Raw genomic sequence first — 25,725 nt, forward strand, 5'->3', positions numbered from 1 at the left:
ATATGTCCGGTGTATGTAACATGCGATCTGTCCGGTTCTATTCTGTCTCTGAGAGGAGGCGTTATGAACCGAGCAGAAGTGTTACAGGAAGTTCGACTGATGAAGTTTGAAGATGTGTATTCGCGGCGAAGCGCGAACAAGCTGACGCAAGAACAGGCGGCTGAGATACTGGGTGTATCCGTGCGCACCGTCAGGCGTTGGGAGGATCGATTTGAGGCGGATGGTGCAGAAGGTCTGTACGACCGTCGGCTTGGCAAACTGGCCAACAATCGTGTTGCCACGGATAAGGTCATGGAGATGCTTGAACTGTTTGATACCAAGTACTGGGATTACACGCCGAAGCATTTCCACGAGAAGCTGGTGGCCCACCATGGTTTCACACAGAGCTACAACTGGGTGCGGCTTACACTGCAGCGCCACGGCCGGGTTCAGGCAGCACCCCGACGAGGTGCCCATCGGCGCAAGCGGCCCCGCCGTCCGATGGTTGGCATGATGTTGCATCAGGACGGCTCCAGCCATGAATGGGTTCCGGGTCAGTGGTGGGATCTGATCGTCACCATGGACGATGCCACCAACCGGGTTTATTCGGCATTCTTTGTCGAGGAAGAAGGGACGATGAGCAGTTTTCAGGGGCTGACAGAGGTGATCGAGGCGCAAGGTCTGTTTTGCTCGCTCTATGCCGATCGGGGCTCTCATTACTGGCATACGCCCGAAGCGGGCGGCAAAGTGGACAAGGACAATCTGACCCAGGTCGGGCGCGCCTTGCAGCAACTCGGCATTGAGCTGATCCCGGCCTATTCACCGCAGGCCCGTGGACGGTCTGAACGCATGTTTGGCACGTTCCAGAACCGATTGCCGCAGGAACTGCGGTCCCATGGGATCACAACCATTGAAGAGGCCAATCAGTTCCTGAAAGAGGTCTATCTTCCCGAACACAATGCCCTGTTTGCAAAGGAGCCGGAGGATACGACCTCGGCCTTCGTGCCGTTTACAGGCAATGTGCGCGACACCCTGTGTGTGCAGGAAGACCGCGTCGTCGGCAACGACAATACGGTGCGCTACAAGGGCCTGGTCATGCAGATCGCGGCAGACAGGCACCGTCATCATTTCGTCAAGGCGAAGGTCAGGGTCCACGAATACCCCGATGGTCAACTGGTCATCTTCCACGGCCCGAGATGCATTGGCCGCTACCAGCCTGACGGATCACCCATCACACAGGAGGATAGCAAACACAAAGTCGCGTGACCCGCTTCGACGTGGCGCGAACGCGGTGGCCCAAATCTACGGTCGCCTACGGCTCCCTCCGAATTGGGCCACCGCGCAATCAACTGAAGCGGACAATTGGCATGTTACCTACACCGGACAATTCAGAATGTTCTCGACACGTAAAATTAGAAGAAACGGTTAACTAGGGACGTCTCAGTTTGGTTTTTGGGCAACATCCCGTCGCGTCAAGATCAACCTTAAGGGGATTTCCGTTGGCAGAAGCATTGAAACGGTCCGATTAAACGTGGTCTTATTCAATAATAACCATGTAATTGCAAGAATATAGTTTACATCGCCAGAATATTTTTCGGCTATCTTCTACTTTAGGTAGAGTGACGAAAAACGCCGCCAAACGATCCGTCGTTTGTTCATGCTCAATATTCAATTCAACCTAATTCAAAGTTTGACAGCCAATTCAGCAACAATCCTCCGATTCGCAGTGCGTCAGCAGGCCTGAATCCGCGAATCCCAACAGCGCTCCGCCGACACGGAACAATTGCTTTGTGGCAAAATTAAGTTTTCTTAATTCATCAGTCAGGAAAGACACAGATTGAAGGTTCATTTGCTGTTTCAACGCGCGCCTCAATTCGCGCGACGTGAACAGGAGACAAAAAATGAGCATCCGTAAATCCTCACTATTCTTGCCGAGCAAATCCAGCTGGGTTGGCGCCAGTGCCTTGGGCGCAGCCCTTCTGGCCACAACGGCCCTGCCCTCGATGGCTGATGAAGCGCTGGCCGATCTGGTCGAGACGGTCTCGCCTTCGGTTGTGACCATTATTGCCGAACAGGACGCGGTCGCGACGCCTGCTCGGGGTCAGGACTTTGATCTGGAAAACCACCCCTTTGGTGAGTTCTTCAAAAGGTTCGGAGCGCCCGAAGGCTTCGACATGCCACAGCGCGGTCCGTCCCAGGGTCTGGGCTCCGGTTTTGTACTGGATGCCGAGGGTTACATCGTCACCAACCATCACGTGGTCGACAATGCATCAACCATCACCGTCCGTCTGAGCGACGATCGCACGTATGACGCTGAGGTCGTCGGCACCGACCCGTTGACCGATATCGCCGTCCTGAAGATCGAGCCTGAGGCTGAGCTGCAAGCGGTGACTCTGGGTGACAGCGACGTGATCCGCGTTGGTGAAGACGTCGTGGCCATCGGCAACCCCTTCGGTCTGAGTTCCACCGTCACCACCGGCATCGTGTCCGCCAAAGGGCGCAATATTTCGCAAGGACCATACGCCGAATTCATCCAAACCGATGCCGCCATCAACAAAGGCAATTCGGGTGGCCCACTGTTCAACATGGAGGGCGAGGTTATCGGCGTGAATTCAGCCATTTACTCGCCAAGCGGCGGTTCGGTCGGGTTGGGTTTCGCCGTCACCTCTAACATCGTGGATCACATCACGGCCGATCTGCGCGATGATGGAGAGATCAGCCGCGGATGGCTGGGTGTTTCGATCCAGAATGTCAGCCCTGAATTGGCAGCTGCGTTGGGCATCGACGCTTCAACCGGCGCGCTGGTGTCCGATGTCGTGACTGACAGCCCGGCGGATGGTGTGTTGCAGCAAGGCGATGTGATCCTGAGCTTCAACAATGAACCCGTGGACAACAGCAGCGACCTGCCGATCCTTGTGGGCACCACCAAAGTGGGCACCGACAGCATTCTGACCGTCCTGCGGGATGGCACCGAACAGCAGCTGGAGCTGACCATCGGCCAACACCAGGCCGCGTCCGCTCAGACCGACGCGCCCGTCGAGGCCGAGGTCTCGGGCACATCGCTCGGTGTTACCGTTGCCCCTCTGACTGAAACTGCACGTGCCGAAATGGGCGTTGGCGAAGGGATCGACGGGGTCGTCGTGACCGATCTGAAGCCCGACAGCCCTGCGGCCAAGGCCGGACTGCAGCGGGGCGACGTGATCGTCAAACTGGGCAGCCAGGAGACCGCTTCGCCGGACGCCCTTAAGGCGGCTTTGGACAGCGAGAAGACAGACCCCGCTCTCGTGCTGATCAACCGCGGTGGCAACCAGATCTTCGTGGCGGTTGAAATCGTCTGACCTCAGGCCCGCGCGCGCCACATGATGGGGAGATCTGGTGCGCGCCTCCTGGCGGATTGGTTTGTCCGCAATTCGCCGGGCGTGCCGGGTGCGCAAGGACGCACCCGGCTCGTGTTTTCCTCAGGCCATGTGCTTTGGCCATAAATTGTGTTTAAATTCGAATAAAAAGGAGCCTCCATCATGAGCAGACGCCTGCTGATCGTCGAAGATGACGCAGATACACGGGACTTCATCGCGAAAGGATTCAGCGAAGAAGGCTATGTGGTCGAGGTTGCCGCAGATGGCCGCGAAGGGTTGTATCACGCCACTGACGGAGGTTTTGATGCTATTGTTCTGAACAGGATGCTGCCCGGATTGGATGGCTTGTCCCTGATCAAATCCATGCGCGCTGCCGGGCTGAAAACGCCGGTTCTAATGCTGACCGCCATGAGCGCTGTTGATGAACGTGTCAAAGGGCTACGGTCGGGCGCGGATGATTATCTGGTCAAACCCTTCTCGTTCCAGGAACTTCATGCGCGAATCGAGGCGCTGCTGCGCCGCCCGCAGGACGCCGAAGAAACACCGACCCTTACCTGCAAAGACCTTGAGATGGATTTGCTGACCCGCAAGGTCACACGCGACGGGCACGAGATCTCGTTGACACCGCGCGAGTTCCAGATCCTTGAATTCTTCCTGCGTCGTAAGAACCGAGTTGTGTCGCGCACCATGCTGCTTGAGGGCGTTTGGGACTATCACTTCGACCCGAACACAAACGTAGTGGACGTCCACATCTCGAAACTGCGGCGTCAACTGGACGAAGGCGGAGATGTACCGCTGATTGAAACCGTCCGGGGCGCGGGTTACATGATGTCTGATGGATAACCTTCGGCTTTCGGTAAATAATTCCAGAACAAGACTTGTCGTCGCCAGCATGGTTCTCAGCACCATTCTGACGGCGACGGTGCTGGCTTTGGTCTATGTGACGGCCAATCGCAGCATCGAATCCGAAACACGCTCGGTCGTCTCGGCGGAACTGACCGGGCTTGCCGATGAATATGAGCGGCGCGGTCTTATTGGCCTCATCACCGCAATCGAGCGCCGCCTGCCCAGTGCCTCGGAACGCGACGCGCTTTATCTTTTGACCGACCGGTTCGGCAACAAACTGGCGGGCAATCTCAAACATTGGCCCGAGGACATCACGGCGGGCAGTGGCTGGGTCGATCTTGAGGTCCGCCGCGCCGACAATGACGAGCTGGTGCCCGTTTCTGCCGCCTCAATCCGCCTGCCCGGTGGCGAGCGCCTTATCGTTGGGCGTGATGCCGTTGCCCGTCAGCAATTTGACCGCGTCCTGCTGCGCTCGGTCGCGCTGGCGCTCGGGATTGCCCTGCTGCTCAGCCTGCTGACCGGATGGCTGTTCACCCGACTGGTGTTTTCGCGCCTGTCCGACATTGCCAGCACGGCGGAGAATATCGTTTCGGGTGATCTGTCCCGTCGGATGCCGATACGCGGCACCGGAGATGAATTCGATCAGGTCGCCGGGACCTTGAACACCATGCTCGACCGGATTGAAGAGCTGATCAGCAACCTACGCACGACCTCGAACTCGATCGCGCATGACCTTCGCTCGCCCCTTTCCCGGTTGAAACAACGGGTTGAGGCGCTGTCCGACCCGGACAAAAGCGATCTCCTGACTTCCGACATTTTTTCGTATAAGTCATTGATATTATTATGCCTTGGTTGCCAAAAGGCACTACACGGACTTTTTTCGCCAGCGATTGTTTCGGAGTGTTGAGGGAGCTCAGGCTTTGGTCTGGCCAGTTTTTCGGGTGCGCCCGGGGGGTATCTTGAAAGGGGCTTCGTTCCAGGTCAGGCCGACGCAGGTGAGGATGCGTCTGGCATCGACCGTGGCATGGCTTGGCATGCCGTAGCGGTCAGGGGTGCCTTTGTGGCGCAGGATCGAGAGCTGCAATGCGTTCAACTCGTTGCGGATACGAGCCGGGCTCATCGGGTGTCCGAGCAGGTCCAGATGCTTGCGCAGGTGCTGCAGGCAGCAGAAGGCCATGTAGCAGATGGCGATATGGGCCCGGACCCGACGCGGCGACCAGTGATAGATGGGCCGGATTTTCAGATCGTGCTTGTTGGTGCGGAAGCAGGCTTCGATCTCCCACAACTGGTGATAGCGGGCAATGACGTCCTGTGCCTCCAGTTCGTCCGCACCATGAACAACAATGGCATGCAGCCCGTCCCATTGTGCCGCTGCCTTGATCTTTGCATCATCCAGCGTGACGTCCCCGCTGTCGGGGAAGGCCAGGAAGCGGCCATATCCCCGGCTGCTGAAGCTGCCGGGTTTGCGAGAGCGCTTGAGCTTCTTGTGCAGCTTTTCGATTGCCTTGTCGCGCTTGTGGGCATCATTGCGTGCCCGGGTGGGTGACCAGGTCACAATGACCCGCGCTCCCTCCTGGTCGATCACCTTGTACCAGCCCTTCTCGGTTGCCTCTTCAGAACCGTGTCCAGCCCAAGGCTGGCGTCCCTCCGGGCTCAAAATGTTCGCCTTCACGGCGGCCGGGGCGGACTTCATGCGATAGCCGAGGATGTAGGGCAGACCCTTGTTCTGCAACATCTGCTGGTTGTCCTTGCTGAGCATGGCGGCATCGGCCACGAACGTGACCCTGGCCACGTCGAAGCGTCCCTCCAACGCCTTCAGCGCAGCTTCCAGCGTATGACCTTCCCAGGTGTTTCCCGGGAAGAGTTCATAGCCCACAGGCAGCCCATCGGAGGTGACGATCAGCGCCAGCATGACCTGAGCGCGGTGATGCTTGCCATCCTTGCTGAAGCCCTTGGCCAGAAGATGATCCTGCTCGACCCCGTCCGCATCCTCGGCCGGGTCCTCGCGCTCGGTGTCAAAGGCCAGGGTCGTGCAATCGTAGAACAGCACGGTCACTGGCCCGCCCAGCAACTTCTCTGCCGCCGCGTGAGAGGTTTTGCAAATCCCGTCTATCACCGGCGTATTGATGTAATCCATGCTCCGATAGACCACGTCCAGATTGAGCGTGATGCCTGCCTGGTTCTCCAACGCCTCCACGGTCGCGCGCTTGCTCTCGGGCTGTGCGATCCGCGCCATAACCAGCTCTTTCACAATGCGATTGGCACTTTTACGCGCCGCCCCCAGAAGGGCCCCCCAACCCAGTTGGTCATACATCGTCCCCATGACATCCCGCAGACCCAGAGAGACCCGCGCCTCCTCACGGCACTCGGCAAGATCAACGCCAAGCTTGTCCGGCCGCGGAGCGCGGCGCACCAGCGCCTGCAGATCGGCATATTCCGTGGGCGTGAACAGTTCCATTTGCGGCGAGCGATCAATGCGTAATTGCTCCATCAAGCGGCCCGCCAGACGCTTGATATCCTCAATCTCGCTGTCGTTATGGGCCACACCCACATGGCGCAGGATCTTCTGGCGTACCTTGGAGCCGGTGCGGACGGATTCAACGATCTGGATCCGTGTGCGGTTGAGCTTTGCGTCATGTTTGGTGCGGATGAACATGGGCGAAGAGGTTAGCCATCTGAAGGCCCATGTCAATACTTTTTATAATAATGGGGCACTACAACGCGCCTCTGAGCAACCACACCTGAAAACAAACCAAAAACCCAGTCAGATCAACAAAAAGGTCGGAAGTCAGGAAACAACGGGTTGAGGCGCTGTCCGACCCGGACAAAAGCGATCTGGATCGCGAGATCGACATCGCCCGGGCCACCACCGAGGTTGATCATGTCTTGCGTGTGCTCGGGCAACTGACCGAAATCTCACGCGCCGAGGCCGGGCTGGGGCGCGAACAGTTTGAGGATGTTGATCTGCACCAACTGGTTGCGGATGTCGTGGACCTTTATGAGCCGGTCGCGGCGGATCAGAATGTCCGACTTGAGGTGACAGGACAGGCCAAGCCCATTCAGGGCCACCGCCCTCTTCTGTCGCAAGCCTTGTCCAACCTGCTGGACAACGCGTTGCGCTATGCGCCAGAGGATTCGACCATCACCGTATCCCTTGCAGAGGACACCACCTGCACCCGCGTCAGCGTGCGCGATGAGGGACCCGGCGTTCCGGAACAGGACCTACCTCGCCTGCAACAACCTTTCGTAACGCTCGACCCTGCACGGACTGAGCGCAATGCCGGACTGGGCCTTGCCTTGGTGGCTGCAATCTCACGGATGCATGGTGGCGCGTTCGAGGCTCGCAACTGCGATCCCGGCCTCGAAACTACACTGAAACTGGCACGCTAACTCGGACGTCCCTTGATCGCCATGTTCTTGTTTTTGTAGCGCTTATCCTCGGTCACATCCGCACCGAACCACGCAGGCGGCGTGTAGCCTTTCGCATCTAGCTCCGAGGTGAATTCGACCTCAACCAGACACAGCGGTGCCAGATCGCCTTCGAACACATCCAATTCAAACACATGCCCATCCGGCAGCGTGCCTGTGTATCGCACCTTCTCAACCCGCCGCCCCTCGGTCTCGGGCCAGAAGGTTTCGAACTGATCGGCTGAGAGCTCAACCTCCCGCTCGATCCGGACCAGACCGCCCGCGCCTTTGAGGGTCAGGAAATAGCTGTCGTTCTTCTGCCGCAGACGCATCTCAACCGAGTCCTCACTGGCCGTCAGATAACCCTGCCGCACCACGGCCTTTTTGGTTCCAGCCAAATCGGGCAGCTCAGCGACCAGGAATTTGCGTTCGATTTCGATGCTCATTTGGATGCAATCACCCCGTTCTCCAATTCATCATAGAGCGCCTGATACGCCGCACCGGCCGCACTGCGTGCAGCATAAGTGCTGACCGGAGCGCGGTGCTGGCCCATTTTCTCGATATCCGCGGTAAAGGGAATCGAGGTCTGCAGAAACCGTTTGCGGTATAGCCCGCGCATCTTCTCCATTGTGTCCTGATGCAAAATCTTGCGCTTCTGCACCATCGAGAAGAACGCCCTCAGCTTTTTTTTCCGCAATTTGTGTTCTTCGAAAAAGCTAACCAGCTGATCGAATGTGCGTTCCGAAAGTGTCGTCGGGATCACCGGCACAACGATCTCATCAGCAGCGCGGAAGATGTTCTCGGACAGGGTCGAGAAGTTCGGCGGGCAATCCAGAATAATCACGTCATAATCGCTGCCTGCCGCGACCAGAGCCTTCTTCAAACGCGAGCGCTTGTTGCGCATCCGGGATAGGAACACGTCGAAGTCACGGAATGTCAGGTTAGCGGGCAACACATCCAGGCCTTCGAAGTCACTGGCCCGAATAGCCTTGGTAAACCGTTCAACATCCTCAAAAAAACGCGCGTCTGTCAGCTTTTTCGAAGGCTTGACCCGGAAATAAAACCCCGAGGCCCCCTGCGGATCCAGATCGCACAAAAGCACCTGCTGACCCGCCTGCGCGTAGGCATAGGCAAGGTTAACCGAGGTCGCGGTCTTCCCGACGCCGCCCTTGTTACTGTAGCAGGCAATGATCTTCATTCCTCACTCCTTTGTGTGATGAAACAGGCTACGGAAAAGATGCCGGATCTTCGGGCTGTCGAAATGCTGAAAGTTTGAAATCACGCGCGCACGTTCGGCCTTTTGGCGTTGGTCGAGAACTGCGATTAGGCCACCAGCGGCCAAACCAAGCTGCGCGCCCACGCGGCCTTGGGCGGTGCTTTGGTCGGTAACAAACGCCAGCAGCGCCTCTTGCTGGACCGAGTAGTCGTTGAACAGGCCCAGGTTATCTTGCAGCTTTTTCAGAGGCTTGAGGATCGTTTTGAAGTCCTTTGCATTGAACAGAGGCCCGAAGAACTCCATCAGATATCGCAGTTTCTTGCAATCGATCCGCAGGTCGTGGACGGTTTGGTCTGGCGTCTCGTCACTAATACTGCGGGCGAGTTTGCAAGTCTTGCGATAACGTTTCCAGATTAGCGCGCAGGCATAACTATAGGCTCCGCGATCAGCGCTCGGCCCGGGTATCAGGTTTTCAGGGCTTGCAAAATTCTGCGCCAGATCGGTCATTGTAGTTTCGTAGGCGGCACTGCGCAAATGGCGGGACAGACGGGAAAGTTCCCGCGCGCGCTCTTGTTCAAACCGGTCGAACATGGCCTGCACACCGGCATGAAGATTTTCCGGTACGAGTCTGAGATACATACCTTTTTCCAGAAGGTAGACATCTAAATCCCGCAATCGCCCGGTTGGGGCCATCAGGTCCGAGAAAACCCGTTTCAACTCTGCCGTCTGCTGATCTGAAAACACCCCTTTGAACAAGCTCACAACTGAGCGGATGCGCCGCAAAGACACTCGGTAGTCATGCAGAAATTCGGTATCAATATCCGCCACTATGCCAGCTTCATTCTGACGTGCGACGCTGAGATAGGTCCGGATAAGGTCCGTCGCAACCTCCAAAGAGGGTTCTTGCGTGCCGAGCGCGATCTCCGGTTTGGCACGGTAACGCATCATGTCTGGGAACAAAACGTCGAACAAGTCGTCAATACCGCCCGAAGTCATCCCCTTAAGGCTCTCACAAGCTGCGGCAAAGGCGCGGTCATAACCGCGCAGTTTTTGCAGCCAGACAAACGCCACCTGCCCCCGATCCGTTCTAAGCGACAGGGTATGCCCCCGAACCTGCGTCTTTTGCAGATCGTCGAGAATCGTGAGCTTGCCTTCCTCAACCTCGCCGGTGCCAATTGGCGTCAAGGCGCGCAAAGAAGGAAAGCCGCTCTGCGCCGCCTTCACCGGACCATCAGGCAGGTTCTGAACGAATTGCCCCTTGCCCTTGGCCTGCTGCTCGGCGACCTGCCCCTGCATCGAGACAAGCCGCAGCCCCCCTCTGCTCTCAAGCAGTACCCGGCCAGAGCTGCGCAGCGACTGATCGTGGCAATCAAGCATAAGGAACGGCGCGGCGCTGCCCATCTGGATATCGACAGTGTAACTGGGCAAAGCGCTCTCGAGCGCGGCCTGATCAAGCCCGCCGGGGAGGATGAAGAATCCGTTTGTTCCCTGCGACACGTCTGACCCCTGCTCGATCCTTCTACATATCGTCATGAGACCGTGAAACGCGCCCTGCATCAAGAACAAGATCAACCAAACCGGGGATTTGTGCGGGTGACAGGTCAAAACCGTCCGGCTAAAACCAAGGCATGTCTGATCCGGTCTCCTCCATCCGCAACCTCGGCCCCGCCTTCGAACAGGCTTGCACCCGCGCGGGCATCCATTCGGCGCAGGAGCTGCGAGAACTGGGCGCCGATGCCGCCTATGCCAAGCTGTTGGCCGCAGGCACAAAGCCGCATTTCATCGGCTACTATGTGCTGGTGATGGGACTGCAGGGCCGCCCTTGGAACGACTGCAAGGGCGAGGAGAAAAAGGCGTTAAGACAACGGTTTGACACGATCAAATCCGGAACCAAGGCGGCCCCGGAAAGCCAAATGGTCTCAGACCTGGATGCCATCGGGGTACGGATTGCAGCCCACGATCTAAAGCAGATCTGAAACGAAAAAGGCCGCCCCAATCAGGAGCGGCCCAATCTGTTCACCAAAGCGGCGGCTTAGCCGACCAGTTCGATGCCCGAGAAGAAGTAGGCAATCTCGACCGCAGCGGTTTCCGGAGCGTCCGAACCGTGGACCGAGTTTTCGCCGACCGATTCAGCGAACTCAGCGCGGATGGTGCCAGCTGCTGCGTCTGCAGGGTTGGTTGCGCCCATGACTTCACGGTTCTTTGCAATGGCGCCTTCGCCTTCCAGAACCTGAACAACGACCGGAGCAGACGACATGAATTCGCACAGTTCGTCATAGAACGGACGCTCGGCGTGAACTTCGTAGAACTTGCCAGCTTGCTCTTTGGTCATGTGGATGCGCTTTTGCGCAACGATGCGCAGGCCAGCTTCTTCGAACTTGGCGTTGATTTTGCCAGTCAGGTTGCGGCGGGTTGCATCGGGTTTGATGATCGAGAATGTGCGTTCCAGTGCCATATCGGCCTCTCCTTACAATGTGGCGCGGGGTGTGCGCCGAAATCCATCGCGCGCCGCCTAACATGGTATGTGGCTCATGAAAAGTCTTATGATGCCTTGCCCCGCGCTTTGCGGTTCAGATTGTGTCAGGCAAAGGCTCTAGACGGTCGACACGGCGGACGTAGAGCACCGCTAGCAGGCCGATGAAACTGCTGCCGCTCATCATGCCCAGAACCAGATACGGGCCGTTTTCGGCGTTGACGAATGCTCCGGTGATAGAGGTCAGCACAGCCCCCAGCGCCACGATCATCGCGCCCGAAAGACCTGCGGCGCTGCCTGCCAGCTTTGGGCGTACCGACATGACGCCAGCCGAAGCATTGGCGTTGGTCAACCCGTTGCCAAACCCCACGCAGATGGCAGAGCCGAAAAACACCCAGACCGAGCCCATCTGGCCCAGAAACAAAAGCAACCCGAGGAAGGGGCCGGTCGAGGCCACGATCCGTCCGATCAGGATCATCGTGGTCAGCCGGGTCCGTGCAGCGATGCGTCCGGTGATGAAATTGCCCACCATGAAGCCGCCGGTGATGATTCCAATGCCCAGGCCCAGCATCGCGGGGCTCAGATCGAACCATGCTGCAGCGACCAGCGGCGCGCCAGTGATAAAGCTGTAGAACCCCCCAATCGAAAACGCGGCGCAAAGGGCATAGCCCCAGAACCTGCGGGCGCGGAACAAGTGCGGGTATTCTCTCAGCTGTGCAGCGAAAGTTGAGGAGCGATTGATGTTGGTTTCGCCCATGTCGAACCAAAGCAAGGTCAACAGTCCCGCCCCCAACAGCGAATACAAAACGAAGCCTGCCCGCCAGCCAAAGAGCATATCAAGCGCCCCGCCCAGCATCGGCCCGAGCATTGGCGCGAGGGCCATCGCCATAGCGACATAGCCAAGTCTGCTGGCGGCCTCATTCGGTGGGTATTGATCCCGGATCGACGCGCTGGACAAGACTGACCCCGCCACGACAGCGGCTTGCAACAGGCGGAAGCCAAGGAATAGCCAGATCGACTCTGCTAGGGCGCAACCGACTGAAGCGCAAACAAAGATCGTCATGCAGATCAACAGCACAGGTCTGCGTCCGTAACGATCCGACAGCGGCCCCATGATCAGCTGAAGTACAGCTGATACCGCCAGATATCCCGCGACGGACAGGTTCACGAGGCCATAGTCGACCGCGAAATCCTCACTCATATGCGCCAGCGAAGGTAGGAACATATTCAGCGAAAGAACCGACAGCGCCGTAGCAAAGATCAGCGTGATCAAAGTTGGAGGCGTCTGGGCGGCGCGCATGGTCAAAACCGTTTCAAATTGGCAAGCGAGAAAGCGCTAACACATCGCGGTTGGGTTGAACATGCTTAGCCGCTGGCGGCGGCATCACGGCTCTGCTAAGAGCGCGTCATGCTACGGATCGAAGACATCACCTACGCCGTTGAGGGCCGCCCTCTGTTCGACGGGGCCAGCGCAACCATCCCAGATGGCCACAAGGTTGGCCTTGTGGGCCGCAATGGCACCGGCAAGACCACCCTCTTCCGCCTTATTCGGGGGGAGTTGGCATTGGAATCGGGCAATATCTCGATCCCGAAACGCGCCCGGATTAGTGGCGTGGCGCAAGAGGTGCCCTCGTCCGACGTGTCGCTGATCAATACCGTCCTGGCCGCCGATACCGAGCGCAGCGCGCTGATGGCCGAGGCTGAAAGCGCCGAAGACCCCGCTCGCATTGCCGAGATCCAGACCCGACTGGCTGATATCGACGCCTGGTCGGCCGAGGCGCGTGCGGCCTCTATCCTCAAAGGTCTGGGCTTTGATGACGACGACCAGTTGCGCCCCTGCTCGGATTTCTCGGGCGGTTGGCGGATGCGCGTGGCTCTGGCGGCGGTACTGTTTTCGCAGCCCGATCTGCTGCTGCTCGACGAACCGACCAACTATCTCGACCTCGAAGGCGCGCTGTGGCTGGAAAGCTATCTGGCGAAGTATCCTCACACGGTCATCATCATCAGCCACGACCGCGGTCTTTTGAACCGGGCCGTAGGTTCGATCCTGCATCTGGAAGATCGCAAGCTCACTTACTACGCAGTCCCCTACGACAAGTTCGCCGAGCGCCGCGCGGAACGTCTGGCGCAGGCGGAATCCGAGAATGCCAAGGCCAAAGCCCGCATCGCTCATCTGCAGAGCTTTGTGGATCGCTTCCGCTACAAGGCGTCCAAGGCCGTTCAGGCCCAATCCCGCCTGAAGATGATTGAACGCATCCAGCTGGTCTCTACCCCGCAAGAGGCCGCTTTGCGCGCGTTTTCCTTCCCCGAGCCTGAGGAACTGTCGCCGCCCATCATTCAGATCGAAGGTGGCGTGACTGGCTATGGCGAAGTCGAAGTGCTGCGCCGTCTGAACCTGCGCATTGACCAGGACGACCGGATCGCGCTGCTGGGTAAGAATGGTCAGGGTAAATCGACCCTTTCGAAATTATTGTCGGACCGCCTGCCCCTGATGGCCGGCAAAATGGCCCGCAGCAACAAGCTGCGGACCGGTTACTTCGCGCAGCATCAGGTAGATGAACTCTATGTGGACGAAACTCCGCTGGACCACTTGCGCCGTCTGCGCCCGGATGAGGCCCCGGGCAAATGGCGCTCGCGTCTGGCCGGGTTTGGCCTGAACGCCAGCCAAGCTGAGACAGAGGTTGGCCGCCTGTCCGGTGGGCAAAAAGCCCGCCTGTCGCTGCTGCTCGCCACCATTGATGCGCCGCATATGCTGATCCTCGACGAGCCGACCAACCACCTTGATATCGAAAGCCGCGAGGCGCTGGTTGAGGCGCTGACCGCCTATTCCGGAGCGGTTGTTCTGGTAAGCCACGATATGCACCTGCTGTCGCTGGTGGCGGATCGACTTTGGCTGGTCTCGGACGGGACGGTCAAGCCGTTCGACGACGACCTTGAGGCCTATCGCACGATGCTGCTTGCCCGGGGCAAGCCGGTCAAAGCAAAGCCGCCGGCTGCAAAGCCCAAGCGCCCGTCTCGTGAAGCGATGCTGGCCCTGCGCGCCGATCTGCGTAAATGCGAAGACCGGATCGAAAAGCTGACGGATATGCACGAAAAACTCTCGGCCAAGCTGGCGGATCCGGCGCTGTATGAGGATGACAGAATCAACGATCTGGAGACCTGGAACCGCAAATTCGCCGAGGTCTCGGAAGCCATGCAAAAGGCCGAGGCCCTATGGGTGGCCGCAGCGGAACGCCTTGAACAAGCCGAGAATGCCGCATGATGGATCTGGCCTTTTTCATTACAGCCTTCACCACCTTGTTCGTGGTGATCGACCCGTTCGGCACCACGCCGATCTTCGTGGCGCTGACACAGGACATGGATGCCAGGACCCGGCGCAAAACAGCCATTCGCAGCTGCCTGACCGCCGTCTTCATCCTGATCGCCTTTGCCGCCTTTGGCGAGGCGCTGCTGGGCTTTGTCGGGATCTCGATGGCCGCCTTCCGCGTTGCAGGCGGGGCGTTGCTGTTCCTGACCGCGCTGGACATGCTGTTCGACCGCCGCACCAAACGCCGCGAAGACCGGGCCGAGGAAGAGGAACATCCCGACCCGTCCGTGTTCCCTCTGGCCATTCCGCTGATCGCGGGGCCGGGTTCAATCGCGACGATCATCCTGCTGGCCGGCCAGCATCCCGGCGTGCTGGGCATTGTCGAGGCCTGCATCGTCATGCTGGCGGTGATGTCTGTTGTCCTGATCTTCTTTCTGGCTGGCGGGTTGATCGGCCGCATTCTGGGCAAGACCGGGCTGAACGTCCTGACCCGACTGCTGGGTATGTTGCTGGCGGCTTTGTCGGTTCAGTTCATTCTGGATGGCCTCAAGGCCTTTGGATTCGCGTCCTGACCCCCCATATACTGCTGTGTAGCGAGTAAGGATTTCGGAATGGACACCGACAATGTAATGCGTTTGGTCTACCTCAGCGTGCTGGGTACGGCTGTTGTGTTCTGGTTCCTGGCGCAGAACCGCCAATCGCTGAATAAAACCCTGCAGCAGGTCATGGCCTGGGTGTTCATCTTCGTGGGTGTCGTGGCCGTGGTTGGCCTGTGGGAGGATATCCGTACAACGGTCGGCCCCGCTCCGCAGATGACGGTGACGGGTGAGACGATCGAGGTGCCCCGATCAGCCGACGGGCATTACTATCTGCCGGTTCACGTGAACGGAGAGCCGATCACCTTTCTGGTCGATACCGGAGCCAGCCAGATTGTTCTCAGCGACAAAGACGCCAGACGCGCGGGGATCGACCCGAACCAGCTGAACTATTTTGGCCGCGCCCTGACCGCCAATGGAGAGGTTCGGACCGCTCCGGTGCGGCTGGACACGCTGACGGTGGGGCCAATTACCGACCAGAATGTCTCGGCCTGGATCAACGAAGGTGAGTTGCACAAGTCGCTTCTGGGCATGGACTACCTGCATCGTTTTTCGAATATCCAGTTCACCGATGGGCGTATGATCCTGTCACGCTAGGCGCGTGTGACGCTTGAGAACAAAATGAGAACATGATATGAGTTGCTCATGTCTGTTCAGCTTCTTGGTCAAAAGCCCGCGCGCGCCGCGCCGGGGGTTACGTTACAGGATGGGATCACCCTACAACTGGGGCGCGTGCATGAAGGCTGCGGCCCCGCGCGGCGCAGCTTTGCCATGTGGCTGGCCGGTCAGATGCAAGGGCCGGTCCTATGGATTTCCCCAGCGTGGGAGCCCGGGCAGTTGAACCCCGACGGGATAATGCCCTTTGCTGATCCCGCCCGGTTCATCTTTGTCCGTCCCACCCGCGCCGAGGACCTGCTGTGGTGCATGGAAGAAGCGCTGCGCAGCGGGGCCATCCCGCTGATCGTCGGGGATCTGCCCGGCGCGCCAGGGCTGACGCCCGTGCGCCGGATGCATCTGGCCGCCGAACAGGGCGGCACCATGGGGCGGGCCCCGCTGGGTCTGCTGCTGACGCCCGGAGACGGGGGTGCGCAAGGGATCGAGACCCGTTGGCACATGGCCGCCACGCATCAGGGCGAGGCGCGCCGCTGGACCCTGACCCGCCGCCGCGCCCGTGCCTTGCCTCCGGCCCGTTGGACGGCCACGCAGATCAAACCGCGCGCCGGGCTGCAGCTTGACCAGATCGCCGCCGTGGACTGAACACACCTAATCACGCATTTTTTTGTTGGTCCAAGGGGCCGCGCGCCCTAGCGTCCGGTCATGAGAGATTTGAACCGACGTGCCGTTCTTGCGGGGCTGGCGACCCTACCATTCGCCCAAACGCTGCATGCAGCGCTCAGCCCCTATGCCCTGTCGGAAAGCGATACGAAGGTTGGTTTCAGCTTCGATCTGTCCGGCGTCGCGCAAAGGGGTACCATGCCGATTCGGACAGCGGATGTTCAAGTGGATACGACCCGCCTGCAAAACAGCCGGGTTCAGGTGGCATTGGACGTGAGCAAAGCCAAGACCCGACTGCCCTTCGCGCGCGCGCCGATGCTCAGCCCCAGTGTTCTGGACGCCGAAAGCCATCCGACCATCACCTTCGTCTCAACCGGGATCGAGCTTGGGCAGGATGGGCGCATCTCGGATGGGGCCCGTATCACCGGGGACCTGACAGTTCGGGGGGTGACGCGTCCGATCACATTGCAAGCCAGCCTCTACCGTCCGCAGGGCACAACGGCGGGTGATCTGGATCGCCTATCGATCAGCTTGAAGGGCGCGCTGAACCGGCACGACTTTGGCGCCTCGGGCTATCCTGATCTGGTGAATGACACCGTCACTTTGGACATTCGCGCCGAGATAAGCCGCCTTTGACCAAAGGCGAAAGTTCAAAAACGACTCCTTGACGTCGAATAGCTGCGCGCAATGTCTGAAAGCCTCGCCAAGGTGGACCCATCATGCGCACGATCATTTCCTTTGCCGCCCTATTCCTTTCTGTCATTCTGCTGCAACTGTCGACCGGCGGCGTTGGGCCGCTTGATGCCATTTCCGGCATCACGCTGAATTTCACGACCGAACAAATCGGTCTGTTGGGCTCGGCGCATTTCATCGGTTTCTTTGTCGGCTGCTGGTGGGCTCCGCGTCTGATGGGCAGCGTCGGGCATTCCCGCGCCTTTGCCGTCTGCACCGCACTGGGCGCGATGGGCCTGATTGGCCATACACTGACCGAAAACCCCTATGTCTGGGCGTTCCTGAGGATCGCGTCTGGCACCTGTGTCGCCGGGTGCTACACGGTGATCGAGGCCTGGTTGAACGCGAAAGTCACCAATGAAACTCGCGGGCGCGCCATGGGCACCTATCGCATCGCCGATATGGGTGCATCGCTGTGCGCGCAGTTGATCATCGCAGTGCTGCCGCCCGCCTCTTACGTTTCGTACAATCTTCTGGCGATCCTGTGCTGTGCCTCCCTGCTGCCGCTGACCCTGACACGCGCCAGCCAGCCCGCAACACCCGACGCACCGCGCCTGCGCCCAAAACTGGCCTGGCGCAGTTCGCCTCTGGCGGTTGCTGGGGTGATCGTTGCAGCGCTCAGTTCCGCCTCGTTCCGCATGGTCGGCCCCGTCTACGGGCAAGAGGTCGGCCTAGGCATTGATCAGATCGCCTTCTTCCTCGCCTCATTTGTTCTGGGTGGTGCAATGGCGCAGTATCCGATGGGATGGCTTGCGGACAAATACGACCGGCGCTGGGTATTGATCTGGCTGTCTGCCGCTGCGGTGCTGAGTTGTGGAATAACCATGATGGCCAGCAACACAGGGACGCTCGGGGTGATGCTGGCGGCATGGGTTTTCGGCTTCACCACCTTCCCGATCTTTTCGGTCTCCTCGGCTCATGCCAACGACTTTGCCACCACTGAACAACGGGTCGAGCTGTCTGCGGCACTGATGTTCTGGTACGCGCTGGGCGCGATTGCCTCGCCCTACATCTCCTCCACTCTGATCGAGAAATTCGGCCCGGGTGCGCTGTTTGCCTTTGTCGCTGTTGGTCATTTGGGTCTGATAGCCTTTGGTCTGGCCCGGATGCGTTCACGCCCCACCCCAGAGGAGCGGACGAACTATGTCTATGCCCCCAGAACGTCCTTCACGATTGGGCGCTTGTTAAAACGCTCGCGCGAGGAATAGAGAAAGGGCCGGGACACCCTTGGTGCTATTGTTCTACGGATTGGAGATCTGTTCTATCGGACAGTCCGACCAGCACGAAACGGTCAAGGAGTCTGTCCCGCAGAACAAGAACGTCCGTGCCTTGCTCAAGCGTGTCTCGGTCCTGCAACGGCTCTGCTTGTATGTAATGGGGATTTCCGAACCGATCCATGACGCGCACTTCTGCCGGTCGTCCGCGAGAGGCAGCGCCTTGCGTCACCACACCAATGCGCTGTGCCAGCACCCGTTCAGGCACCCAGTCCGTTTTCGCTTTCGGCATCAGACGGGTAAAGGTCGGGCCAAACCGGCGCGCAAACCACAGGCCAAAAACACCCGCCGGGATAGTCGCCAACCCAACAGGCAAGTCGGAGCCCAAAAGGTCCTCCACGATCAGTTGAACGCCAATCCCGACAACAGCAAAACCGACCAGCAGGACCACCAGCCAAATCATGATCGGCACATCGCCAATCCCCAGCTGCGTCAGTGTTCCTTTCACAGAGGCAGCAGGAACCTCGGCCTCGATCTCGGCCAGTTCCAACGCACCCAGATCAATGCCGGCTTCGCTATCGAGATCAAAGTCCGCAACAGTAGGACCAGGGGCTTTCGGGTCAGCTAGACCTTCACTGGCCAGAAGACTTCCAACAAAGAGCGTGGCGATGAGCTCGACCCCAATAGGCCAAACAGCAGTACAAGCGCCATCGTAAAGGGTGTGAATGCGCTTTGGAGAAGAAAATCGAACATAAACAAGCACCATGAAATCGAAGTTCTTTCGCATGAAAAGGGCGCAGAACGTCGTGCAAAAATAAATCAAAAGGCCGTAATTCAATTAGCCACCAAAAGGGTATCGCGCCCCCTTGCCCGAATACAATCGACAATTTGGTCGTGGGGCCTTTTTTCACCGCAACCATGGTTTTCGTGCCATCCATGACAAACCCGGTCTTTTGCTGACCGATTACATAAGGTAGACGGGCGCGCAGACAGTTACGTGGACACGCAAAATGGCTCGGATTCTCATCACTTCGGCGATCCCCTACATCAACGGGATCAAGCACCTCGGCAACCTGATCGGCTCGCAATTGCCTGCCGACCTTTACGCACGTTACCAGCGTGGCCGGGGGAACGAGGTCTTGTTCCTCTGCGCCACTGACGAACACGGCACCCCGGCCGAACTGGCCGCGGCCAAGGCGGGCAAGCCCGTCGCGGAGTATTGCGCCGATATGTATGCGGTGCAGGCCGATATCGCCAAACGCTTTGGCCTGAGCTTCGATCACTTTGGTCGTTCCTCCAGTGAACAGAACCGCCACCTGACGCAGCACTTCGCAGGCAAGCTGGATGAGGCTGGTCTGATCCGTGAGGTCAGCGAAAAGCAGGTCTACTCGAACGCCGATGGCCGGTTCCTGCCGGATCGCTATATCGAAGGTACCTGCCCCAACTGTGGCTATGACCGCGCGCGAGGCGACCAGTGCGAGAACTGCACCAAGCAGTTGGACCCGACCGACCTGATCGAACCGCGCAGCGCGATCAGCGGTTCCACCGATCTGGAAGTTCGCGAGACCAAGCACCTGTATCTGCGCCAGTCGGCGATGAAGGATCAGTTGGATGCATGGATCGACAGCAAGACGGATTGGCCGATCCTGACCACATCTATTGCCAAGAAATGGCTGCATGACGGCGACGGCCTGCAAGACCGGGGCATCACCCGCGATCTGGACTGGGGTGTTCCCGTTAAGAAAGGTGATCAGGACTGGCCGGGGATGGAGGGCAAAGTCTTCTATGTCTGGTTTGACGCCCCCATCGAATACATCGCCTGCGCCAAGGAATGGGCCGATGCCAATGGCAAACCAGATGCCGATTGGGAGCGTTGGTGGCGCAGCGATAAAGGCGCGGACGATGTGCGTTACGTGCAGTTCATGGGCAAGGACAACGTGCCCTTCCACACGCTCAGCTTCCCGGCCACCATTCTGGGCTCGGGCGAGCCGTGGAAGATGGTCGATCACCTGAAGTCGTTCAACTACCTGAACTATGACGGCGGCCAGTTCTCGACCTCGCAGGGTCGCGGTGTGTTCATGGATCAGGCGCTGGCGATCCTGCCCGCCGACTACTGGCGCTGGTGGCTGCTGAGCCATGCGCCCGAAAGCAGCGACAGTGAGTTCACGTGGGAGAATTTCCAGCAGTCGGTGAACAAGGACCTTGCGGACGTTCTGGGCAACTTTGTCAGCCGGATCACCAAATTCTGCCGCTCGAAATTCGGCGAATCCGTGCCCGAAGGCGGTACATTCGGCGCGCGCGAACAAGAACTTATCGCGGACATCACCCGCCGCGTTCGCGCCTATGAAGGCCACATGGAGGCCATGGAAGTCCGCAAATCCGCGCAAGAGCTTCGGGCGATCTGGGTGGCCGGTAACGAATATCTGCAATCCGCAGCCCCGTGGTCGACCTTTAAGGAAGACCCCGAACAGGCGGCAGCGCAAGTTCGCCTTGGCCTCAACCTGATCCGCCTCTACGCGGTTCTGAGCGCGCCCTTTATTCCCGACGCTTCAGCCAAGATGCTGAGTGCAATGAATACGCTGGATACAAGCTGGCCCGAAGATGTCGAGGCTGCGCTGAACGCCCTGCCCGCAGGTCATGCGTTCTCGGTACCTGATGTCCTGTTCGCCAAGATCGCCGACGAGGACCGTGACGAGTGGCAGGAGAAATTTGCGGGTACGCGCGACTGACACAAGCTGCATGAAGTTCTGAAACGGGGGCCTCGACGGCCCCCTTTCTTTTGGGCCCTTCAAACAGCACGCACTCCGTAAACCGGTCTGGTTGCACGGGATTTTCGCAACCCACCAACCATCCCAACCTTTCAATCACCTTGAGATATGTTTGCAAAACGGCCATCCTGCCCTCAAGTTCTGCCGACTCGTCGCTTTTTAAGGCTGCGAGTAGGCTCAGTTTTATTGAAATGTATGAGGCTTTTGACATGTCCGTCGCTCTGAAGCAGCCCCGCAATCGATCTCGTGGTGCTGTCACCGCACTGTGCCGCCCTCTGGTCATTTTGTCATGCATCGGTTTTGGCTATCCGGCACTTGCGCAAGACGAAAGTGAAGCACCCGCCGCGAAAGTGTCAATCGCCGCAGCCTACACCGAAGAGATCACCGATGAGGCAAGCTTTATCGGTCGTGCAGAAGCCATCAACAAGGTCGACATCGTCGCGCGCGTCAGCGGATTTCTTGATAGTCAGGAGGTCGAAGATGGCGCTCTGGTGACCGAGGGCGATCTGCTGTTCAAGATCGAACCGGACCTCTATCAGGCGACACTTGAAGCTCGCAAAGCTGATCTTGACCGCGCCGAAGCTAATTTAGAACTGGCCAAGGTCGATCTCGCGCGGAAAGAGGAACTCTTCCGGCGCGATGCTACGCCAGAGTCGGAACGCGACATCGCGCGCGCCAACGAACTTGTCGCCGAGGCCGAGGTCAAAGCCGCAAACGCCGCCATTCAACAGGCGGAGCTGGACCTCAGCTATACCGAGATCCACGCGCCCTTTACCGGTCGCCTAGGTCGGGTCACTACCAGCGTAGGTGATGTGGTTGGCCCCACGAACCCACCGCTGGTCAATCTGGTCAGCGAAGCGCCGATTTATGTGAACTTTTCCTTGAATGAGAAACAGTTCACCTCGGTTCTTCAACAGGTTGGTGAAAGTGCCGCCTCTCTGGCGGAAAGCAACAAAAGCCCCAATGTCCATGTCATTCTGCCGAACGGAACCGAACTAGACGAAACTGGTGAGATCGTCTTTGTCGACAACCGCATCGACCCTCTGACCGGCGCTATCACCGTGCGGGCCGAGTTTGACAACGCAGATCGCCTGATCATCGATGGTGCCTTCGTGAATGTGCAGATCGAGGCACTGGAGCCGACCCTGCAGGTCCTGATCCCTCAGGCCGCATTGCAGCGGGACCAGCGCGGCGAGTTCGTATTAGTCGTCAATGACCAGCAGATGGTCGAGCAGCGCTATATCACGACCGGCGACTCCGTGGGCACGGCCATAATCGTCTCGGAAGGTCTGCGCGAAGGTGAAAGCGTGATTGTCGAGGGCCTGCAACGCGTGCGCCCCGGCGTGGCGGTGGACGCGGTTGTCGCGTCCGAGCAGCCAGGAGAATAAGGCATGTTCTCAGCCCTGTTCATCAGCCGGCCCAAGCTGGCGCTTGTCATTTCTCTCGTCCTGACGATCATGGGCAGTATCGGCTATATGGTTCTGCCGGTCGCCCAGTTCCCGGACATCACACCTCCGGTTGTCAGCGTCTCGACCACCTATACCGGCGCCAATGCCGAGACCGTGGAAAACACCGTCGCTGCGCCCATCGAGGCGCAGGTCAATGGTGTGGACGACATGATCTACATGACGTCGACCTCATCCGACAATGGCTCCTATTCGTTGAACGTTACCTTTGAGGTCGGCACTGACCCGGATATCGCCTCGGTCAACGTGCAGAACCGCGTGGCGCAGGCCATGTCATCACTTCCGTCCGAGGTAACCTCGTCCGGCGTAGTGACGCAGAAGGCGTCAACCAACATGCTGTTGCTGGTCACTCTGACTTCGCCCAACGGCACATACGACAGCGTGTTTCTGTCCAACTATGCCTCGATCAACCTGAAAGACGCCCTAGCGCGGGTTCAGGGTGTAGGTAAGGCGGACGTTCTGACCAATCTGGAATACGCCATGAGGATCTGGATGGATCCCGACCAGATGGCCGCTCTGTCGATCACGCCCGGCGATGTGATCAATGCCATTCGCGAACAGAATATCGAAGTCTCCGCAGGCTCCATCGGTGCGCCTCCGGTGCCCGAGGGACAGACCTTTCAATACACGATCAAAACCAAAGGGCGCCTGACATCGGCAGAAGAATTTGGTGACATCGTAATTCGAACGGGTGACGCTGGTTCCATTGTGCGCGTACGTGACATTGGACGCGTTGAATTGGGCGCCGAGTACTACGCGGCGTCCGGCTATTTCGATGCTGTGCCTGCGACCGTGATCGGCATTTACCAGGCCCCCGGTGCCAACGCGCTTGCTGTGTCCGAGCGAGTACAGGCCGAGCTTGATCGCCTCTCCCGGTCCTTCCCCACAGACGTCGAATACAGTGTCCCCTTCAACACCACCGACTTTGTCGAAGCCTCGCTGAACGATGTGGTCTCGACCCTGATCCTGACCTTCATTCTGGTGATCTCGGTCGTGTTCGTGTTCCTGGGCAGTTGGCGGGCGACGATCATTCCAGCGGTGGCGATCCCGGTCTCATTGATCGGGACATTCGCCTTTTTGCTGGCCTTCGGAATGTCGCTGAACACGATCTCTCTGTTCGCTTTGGTTTTGGCCATCGGGATCGTGGTGGACGACGCCATCGTGGTCGTCGAAAACGTCGAGCGGATCATCGCGGATGAGGGGCTGCCCCCTGCCGAGGCGACTCGTAAGGCGATGGGCCAGATCACTGGCCCTGTTATCGCGACAACGCTGGTTCTGCTGGCCGTGTTCGTGCCGGTGACCTTCATGCCTGGCATCTCAGGCAGGCTCTATTCGCAGTTTGCCGTGACGATTTCGACGGCGGTTGTGATCTCGTCCATCAACGCTCTGACCCTATCGCCTGCCCTGTGTGGCTTGGTTCTACGCGCACGCTCCGGCCCGCCCAAAGGGTTGCTGGCGCTGTTCGAAGGGCTGATCGGGACCGTCCGAAACGGCTATGTCGCCATCGTGCGTAAACTGCTGATCCTGCCGATTGTCGCGCTGGGTGTGATTGTCGCCTTGGGGATGGGAACCGGCACGATCATGTCCAACACCTCCAGCGGGTTTATCCCACTCGAGGACAATGGCTATCTGTTCGTGGATATCCAACTGCCCGATGCCGCCACGCTGGAGCGGACCGAGACGATCTCGGCCCGTGTGGACGAACAGATCCGCGAAATTCCGGGCGTTGCCAGCACCGTTCTGATCAATGGCTTCTCGCTGCTGAACGGCACCACGACCAACGGTGCGGCGATTTTCGTCAACCTCGAAAACTGGGCCGACCGGCAGGAAGAAGACCTGAGTGCCGACGCCATCCTCGCCAAGGTACTTGCGATTGCGAACGGTGAATCCGCGGCTTCGATCGTGGCCTTCAACCCGCCGCCCATTCAGGGCCTCGGCATGTCGGCCGGTGTCGAGATGGAGGTGCAACAGACAGGTGGTGGCTCGCCTCAGGATCTAGCATCGGCTGTTGGCTCATTCGTTTACGCGGCGAACCAGCGGCCCGAGATCGGCCAGTCATACACCACCTTCCGCGCAAACGTTCCGCAGCTTTTTGTTGATCTGGATCGGGAAAAGGCCAAAACCCTGCAGGTCTCGGTCGCCGAGATTTTCCAAACGATGCAGGCGCAGTTGGGGTCTTACTACGTGAACGACTTCAACCTGTTCGGTCGTGTCTACCGCGTGATGATTCAGGCTGATGGCACCTATCGCGACAATGTCGAGGATATCTCGAACCTCTATGTCCGCACGCAACAGGGTGAGATGGTGCCTCTGGGCACTTTGATTGACGTGGAAAACGTGTTGGGTCCGGTCTTGCTGAAGCGGCACAACCTGTTCCGGTCGGCAACGGTGACGGCGGTGCCCGCTCCGGGCCTGTCCACGGGTGACGCGATCAATGTGATGACCGAGGAATCGGCAACCGCCCTGCCCCCCGGTTATGCGTTCGAATGGACCGGCACGGCCCAGCAACAGCTGGCCTCGGGCGGTCTGGTCATCGTGATCCTTGGGCTGGCGATCCTGTTTGGCTACCTGTTCCTGGTGGGCCAATACGAAAGCTGGACCTTGCCGGTGTCGATCTTGCTGTCAGTGATTGTCGCCCTGTTCGGGGCGGTCGCAGCCGTGGCGATCGTGGGCAGTGACATCAACCTCTATACGCAGATCGGGATGATCATGCTGGTGGGGCTTGCCTCAAAGAACGGCATTCTGATCGTCGAGTTCGCCATGGAGCAACGCGCCAAAGGCCTGTCGATCAAAGACGCCGCTGCCGAGGCCGCCTATCAGCGTTTCCGGGCCGTGATGATGACGGCGCTGTCCTTCCTATTGGGGGTTGTCCCGCTGCTGGCCGCCAATGGCGCGGGGGCGGCCAGCCAGAAGGCCATCGGTGTCGCCGTGTTCGGCGGCATGCTGGCCGCCACACTGGTCGGCGTAATCCTTGTGCCAGTCCTCTACGCCCTGATGCAGGGGTTGCGGGAATGGATCAAGGGGAGCAAGAATGATCCCGGCCCGTCCGAGGAAACCGCCTAAGAAAAAGTCCCACCAAATCGGCGGGG

Annotated in this window: 23 protein-coding genes; 16 read left to right on the forward strand and 7 right to left on the reverse strand. The window is 58.9% G+C overall.

Translation table 11 applies throughout. The features are described from left to right. The first annotated feature begins 63 nt into the window (after positions 1–63). From ACOERD_RS16425 to ACOERD_RS16440, 4 genes are all read left to right on the forward strand, one after another. Positions 64–1,245, forward strand: a complete 1,182-nt coding sequence (locus ACOERD_RS16425) for an ISNCY family transposase (RefSeq protein WP_419737631.1) — start codon at positions 64–66, stop codon at positions 1,243–1,245. A 635-nt stretch (positions 1,246–1,880) separates the two neighbouring features. Further along, entirely contained in the window at positions 1,881–3,317 is a 1,437-nt protein-coding gene (locus ACOERD_RS16430; protein ID WP_419739747.1) for a Do family serine endopeptidase, read from the forward strand. A gap of 180 nt (positions 3,318–3,497) precedes the next feature. Continuing rightward, entirely contained in the window at positions 3,498–4,178 is a 681-nt protein-coding gene (locus ACOERD_RS16435) for a response regulator transcription factor (RefSeq protein ID WP_419739748.1), read from the forward strand. Continuing rightward, the gene (locus ACOERD_RS16440; RefSeq protein WP_419739749.1) at positions 4,171–5,088 is read left to right on the forward strand and encodes a HAMP domain-containing protein; all 918 of its coding nucleotides are present in this window, start codon (positions 4,171–4,173) and stop codon (positions 5,086–5,088) included. The genes ACOERD_RS16435 and ACOERD_RS16440 overlap by 8 nt, the downstream gene beginning before the upstream one ends. 6 nt (positions 5,089–5,094) lie before the next feature. Here ACOERD_RS16440 and ACOERD_RS16445 read toward each other — a convergent pair whose 3' ends face one another. Continuing rightward, positions 5,095–6,837, reverse strand: coding sequence for an IS1634 family transposase (locus ACOERD_RS16445; RefSeq protein WP_419737624.1), 1,743 nt, complete (start codon positions 6,835–6,837; stop codon positions 5,095–5,097). Between ACOERD_RS16445 and ACOERD_RS16450 the strand changes: the two genes are divergently transcribed. Together ACOERD_RS16450 and ACOERD_RS16455 are read left to right on the forward strand one after the other, a co-directional pair. Further along, positions 6,830–6,988, forward strand: coding sequence for a hypothetical protein (locus ACOERD_RS16450; RefSeq protein ID WP_419739750.1), 159 nt, complete (start codon positions 6,830–6,832; stop codon positions 6,986–6,988). The genes ACOERD_RS16445 and ACOERD_RS16450 overlap by 8 nt on opposite strands. 85 nt (positions 6,989–7,073) lie before the next feature. Beyond that, positions 7,074–7,571, forward strand: a complete 498-nt coding sequence (locus tag ACOERD_RS16455) for a sensor histidine kinase (RefSeq protein WP_419740156.1) — start codon at positions 7,074–7,076, stop codon at positions 7,569–7,571. Here the strand turns inward: ACOERD_RS16455 and ACOERD_RS16460 are convergent. From ACOERD_RS16460 to ACOERD_RS16470, 3 genes are read right to left on the reverse strand one after another with little or no spacing between them, the layout of a single operon-like run. Beyond that, positions 7,568–8,035: a CYTH domain-containing protein gene (locus ACOERD_RS16460; protein ID WP_170642077.1), complete on the reverse strand. Its 468-nt coding sequence runs from the start codon at positions 8,033–8,035 to the stop codon at positions 7,568–7,570. The two genes, ACOERD_RS16455 and ACOERD_RS16460, sit on opposite strands and share 4 nt — an antisense overlap. Further along, positions 8,032–8,787 (reverse strand): AAA family ATPase, encoded by a 756-nt coding sequence (locus tag ACOERD_RS16465; RefSeq protein WP_170642079.1) that lies wholly within the window; start codon positions 8,785–8,787, stop codon positions 8,032–8,034. The genes ACOERD_RS16460 and ACOERD_RS16465 overlap by 4 nt, the downstream gene beginning before the upstream one ends. Before the next feature lie 3 nt (positions 8,788–8,790). Beyond that, a complete protein-coding gene (locus ACOERD_RS16470; RefSeq protein ID WP_419739751.1) occupies positions 8,791–10,302 on the reverse strand; it encodes a CHAD domain-containing protein in 1,512 nt (503 codons plus the stop codon). Positions 10,303–10,433: 131 nt separating this feature from the next. On the opposite strand from ACOERD_RS16470, the gene ACOERD_RS16475 reads away from it, so the two are divergent. Then, the gene (locus tag ACOERD_RS16475) at positions 10,434–10,781 is read left to right on the forward strand and encodes a TfoX/Sxy family protein (protein WP_419739752.1); all 348 of its coding nucleotides are present in this window, start codon (positions 10,434–10,436) and stop codon (positions 10,779–10,781) included. Between the two features lie 56 nt (positions 10,782–10,837). Here the strand turns inward: ACOERD_RS16475 and ndk are convergent, their stop codons facing one another. Both ndk and ACOERD_RS16485 read right to left on the reverse strand, forming a co-directional pair. Continuing rightward, positions 10,838–11,260, reverse strand: coding sequence for a nucleoside-diphosphate kinase (ndk, locus tag ACOERD_RS16480; RefSeq protein ID WP_155143779.1), 423 nt, complete (start codon positions 11,258–11,260; stop codon positions 10,838–10,840). A gap of 115 nt (positions 11,261–11,375) precedes the next feature. After that, positions 11,376–12,578, reverse strand: coding sequence for a multidrug effflux MFS transporter (locus tag ACOERD_RS16485; protein WP_419740157.1), 1,203 nt, complete (start codon positions 12,576–12,578; stop codon positions 11,376–11,378). 108 nt (positions 12,579–12,686) lie between these two features. Here ACOERD_RS16485 and ACOERD_RS16490 point away from each other — a divergent pair, with 108 nt between their 5' ends. The 6 genes from ACOERD_RS16490 to ACOERD_RS16515 all read left to right on the forward strand — a co-directional run bounded on the left by ACOERD_RS16490 (position 12,687) and on the right by ACOERD_RS16515 (position 18,396). Beyond that, positions 12,687–14,540: an ABC-F family ATP-binding cassette domain-containing protein gene (locus ACOERD_RS16490; protein WP_419739753.1), complete on the forward strand. Its 1,854-nt coding sequence runs from the start codon at positions 12,687–12,689 to the stop codon at positions 14,538–14,540. Further along, entirely contained in the window at positions 14,537–15,157 is a 621-nt protein-coding gene (locus tag ACOERD_RS16495; protein ID WP_170677742.1) for a MarC family protein, read from the forward strand. Before ACOERD_RS16490 ends, ACOERD_RS16495 begins: the two co-directional genes overlap by 4 nt. A 39-nt stretch (positions 15,158–15,196) precedes the next feature. Continuing rightward, positions 15,197–15,778 carry a retropepsin-like aspartic protease family protein gene (locus ACOERD_RS16500; RefSeq protein WP_419739754.1) on the forward strand — a complete coding sequence of 194 codons (582 nt, stop codon included), beginning with the start codon at positions 15,197–15,199 and terminating at the stop codon, positions 15,776–15,778. 48 nt (positions 15,779–15,826) lie between these two features. Next, positions 15,827–16,438 (forward strand): ImuA family protein, encoded by a 612-nt coding sequence (locus tag ACOERD_RS16505; RefSeq protein WP_419739755.1) that lies wholly within the window; start codon positions 15,827–15,829, stop codon positions 16,436–16,438. Positions 16,439–16,498: 60 nt separating this feature from the next. After that, on the forward strand, positions 16,499–17,092 hold the full coding sequence (locus tag ACOERD_RS16510; RefSeq protein WP_419739756.1) for a YceI family protein: 594 nt from the start codon (positions 16,499–16,501) through the stop codon (positions 17,090–17,092). An 83-nt stretch (positions 17,093–17,175) separates the two neighbouring features. Beyond that, the gene (locus ACOERD_RS16515; RefSeq protein WP_170660363.1) at positions 17,176–18,396 is read left to right on the forward strand and encodes an MFS transporter; all 1,221 of its coding nucleotides are present in this window, start codon (positions 17,176–17,178) and stop codon (positions 18,394–18,396) included. A 25-nt stretch (positions 18,397–18,421) separates the two neighbouring features. On the opposite strand, the gene ACOERD_RS16520 is transcribed toward ACOERD_RS16515, so the two are convergent. Next, positions 18,422–19,240, reverse strand: a complete 819-nt coding sequence (locus ACOERD_RS16520; RefSeq protein ID WP_419739757.1) for an OB-fold-containig protein — start codon at positions 19,238–19,240, stop codon at positions 18,422–18,424. A gap of 172 nt (positions 19,241–19,412) precedes the next feature. Between ACOERD_RS16520 and metG the strand changes: the two genes are divergently transcribed. From metG to ACOERD_RS16535, 3 genes are all read left to right on the forward strand, one after another. Then, positions 19,413–21,131, forward strand: a complete 1,719-nt coding sequence (metG, locus tag ACOERD_RS16525; protein WP_419739758.1) for a methionine--tRNA ligase — start codon at positions 19,413–19,415, stop codon at positions 21,129–21,131. 248 nt (positions 21,132–21,379) lie between these two features. Further along, positions 21,380–22,558 carry an efflux RND transporter periplasmic adaptor subunit gene (locus tag ACOERD_RS16530; protein ID WP_170665283.1) on the forward strand — a complete coding sequence of 393 codons (1,179 nt, stop codon included), beginning with the start codon at positions 21,380–21,382 and terminating at the stop codon, positions 22,556–22,558. A 3-nt stretch (positions 22,559–22,561) separates the two neighbouring features. Beyond that, positions 22,562–25,699 carry an efflux RND transporter permease subunit gene (locus ACOERD_RS16535; RefSeq protein ID WP_419739759.1) on the forward strand — a complete coding sequence of 1,046 codons (3,138 nt, stop codon included), beginning with the start codon at positions 22,562–22,564 and terminating at the stop codon, positions 25,697–25,699. Positions 25,700–25,725: the final 26 nt, after the last annotated feature.

It is taken from the genome of Ruegeria sp., from assembly GCF_965199275.1.
Classification (GTDB): Bacteria; Pseudomonadota; Alphaproteobacteria; order Rhodobacterales; family Rhodobacteraceae; genus Ruegeria.

Excerpts from the sequence above, each read along its gene's own strand:
- ACOERD_RS16515 (WP_170660363.1), top strand. The coding sequence starts at position 17,176 with ATGCGCACGATCATTTCCTTTGCCGCCCTATTCCTTTCTGTCATTCTG.
- ACOERD_RS16430 (WP_419739747.1), top strand. The coding sequence starts at position 1,881 with ATGAGCATCCGTAAATCCTCACTATTCTTGCCGAGCAAATCCAGCTGG.
- ACOERD_RS16510 (WP_419739756.1), top strand. The coding sequence starts at position 16,499 with ATGAGAGATTTGAACCGACGTGCCGTTCTTGCGGGGCTGGCGACCCTA.
- ACOERD_RS16435 (WP_419739748.1), top strand. The coding sequence starts at position 3,498 with ATGAGCAGACGCCTGCTGATCGTCGAAGATGACGCAGATACACGGGAC.
- metG (WP_419739758.1), top strand. The coding sequence starts at position 19,413 with ATGGCTCGGATTCTCATCACTTCGGCGATCCCCTACATCAACGGGATC.
- ACOERD_RS16490 (WP_419739753.1), top strand. The coding sequence starts at position 12,687 with ATGCTACGGATCGAAGACATCACCTACGCCGTTGAGGGCCGCCCTCTG.
- ACOERD_RS16530 (WP_170665283.1), top strand. The coding sequence starts at position 21,380 with ATGTCCGTCGCTCTGAAGCAGCCCCGCAATCGATCTCGTGGTGCTGTC.
- ACOERD_RS16535 (WP_419739759.1), top strand. The coding sequence starts at position 22,562 with ATGTTCTCAGCCCTGTTCATCAGCCGGCCCAAGCTGGCGCTTGTCATT.
- ACOERD_RS16505 (WP_419739755.1), top strand. The coding sequence starts at position 15,827 with ATGTCTGTTCAGCTTCTTGGTCAAAAGCCCGCGCGCGCCGCGCCGGGG.
- ACOERD_RS16465 (WP_170642079.1), bottom strand. The coding sequence starts at position 8,787 with ATGAAGATCATTGCCTGCTACAGTAACAAGGGCGGCGTCGGGAAGACC.
- ACOERD_RS16440 (WP_419739749.1), top strand. The coding sequence starts at position 4,171 with ATGGATAACCTTCGGCTTTCGGTAAATAATTCCAGAACAAGACTTGTC.
- ACOERD_RS16495 (WP_170677742.1), top strand. The coding sequence starts at position 14,537 with ATGATGGATCTGGCCTTTTTCATTACAGCCTTCACCACCTTGTTCGTG.
- ACOERD_RS16425 (WP_419737631.1), top strand. The coding sequence starts at position 64 with ATGAACCGAGCAGAAGTGTTACAGGAAGTTCGACTGATGAAGTTTGAA.
- ACOERD_RS16475 (WP_419739752.1), top strand. The coding sequence starts at position 10,434 with ATGTCTGATCCGGTCTCCTCCATCCGCAACCTCGGCCCCGCCTTCGAA.
- ACOERD_RS16485 (WP_419740157.1), bottom strand. The coding sequence starts at position 12,578 with ATGCGCGCCGCCCAGACGCCTCCAACTTTGATCACGCTGATCTTTGCT.
- ACOERD_RS16460 (WP_170642077.1), bottom strand. The coding sequence starts at position 8,035 with ATGAGCATCGAAATCGAACGCAAATTCCTGGTCGCTGAGCTGCCCGAT.
- ACOERD_RS16445 (WP_419737624.1), bottom strand. The coding sequence starts at position 6,837 with ATGTTCATCCGCACCAAACATGACGCAAAGCTCAACCGCACACGGATC.
- ACOERD_RS16500 (WP_419739754.1), top strand. The coding sequence starts at position 15,197 with ATGGACACCGACAATGTAATGCGTTTGGTCTACCTCAGCGTGCTGGGT.
- ACOERD_RS16450 (WP_419739750.1), top strand. The coding sequence starts at position 6,830 with ATGAACATGGGCGAAGAGGTTAGCCATCTGAAGGCCCATGTCAATACT.
- ndk (WP_155143779.1), bottom strand. The coding sequence starts at position 11,260 with ATGGCACTGGAACGCACATTCTCGATCATCAAACCCGATGCAACCCGC.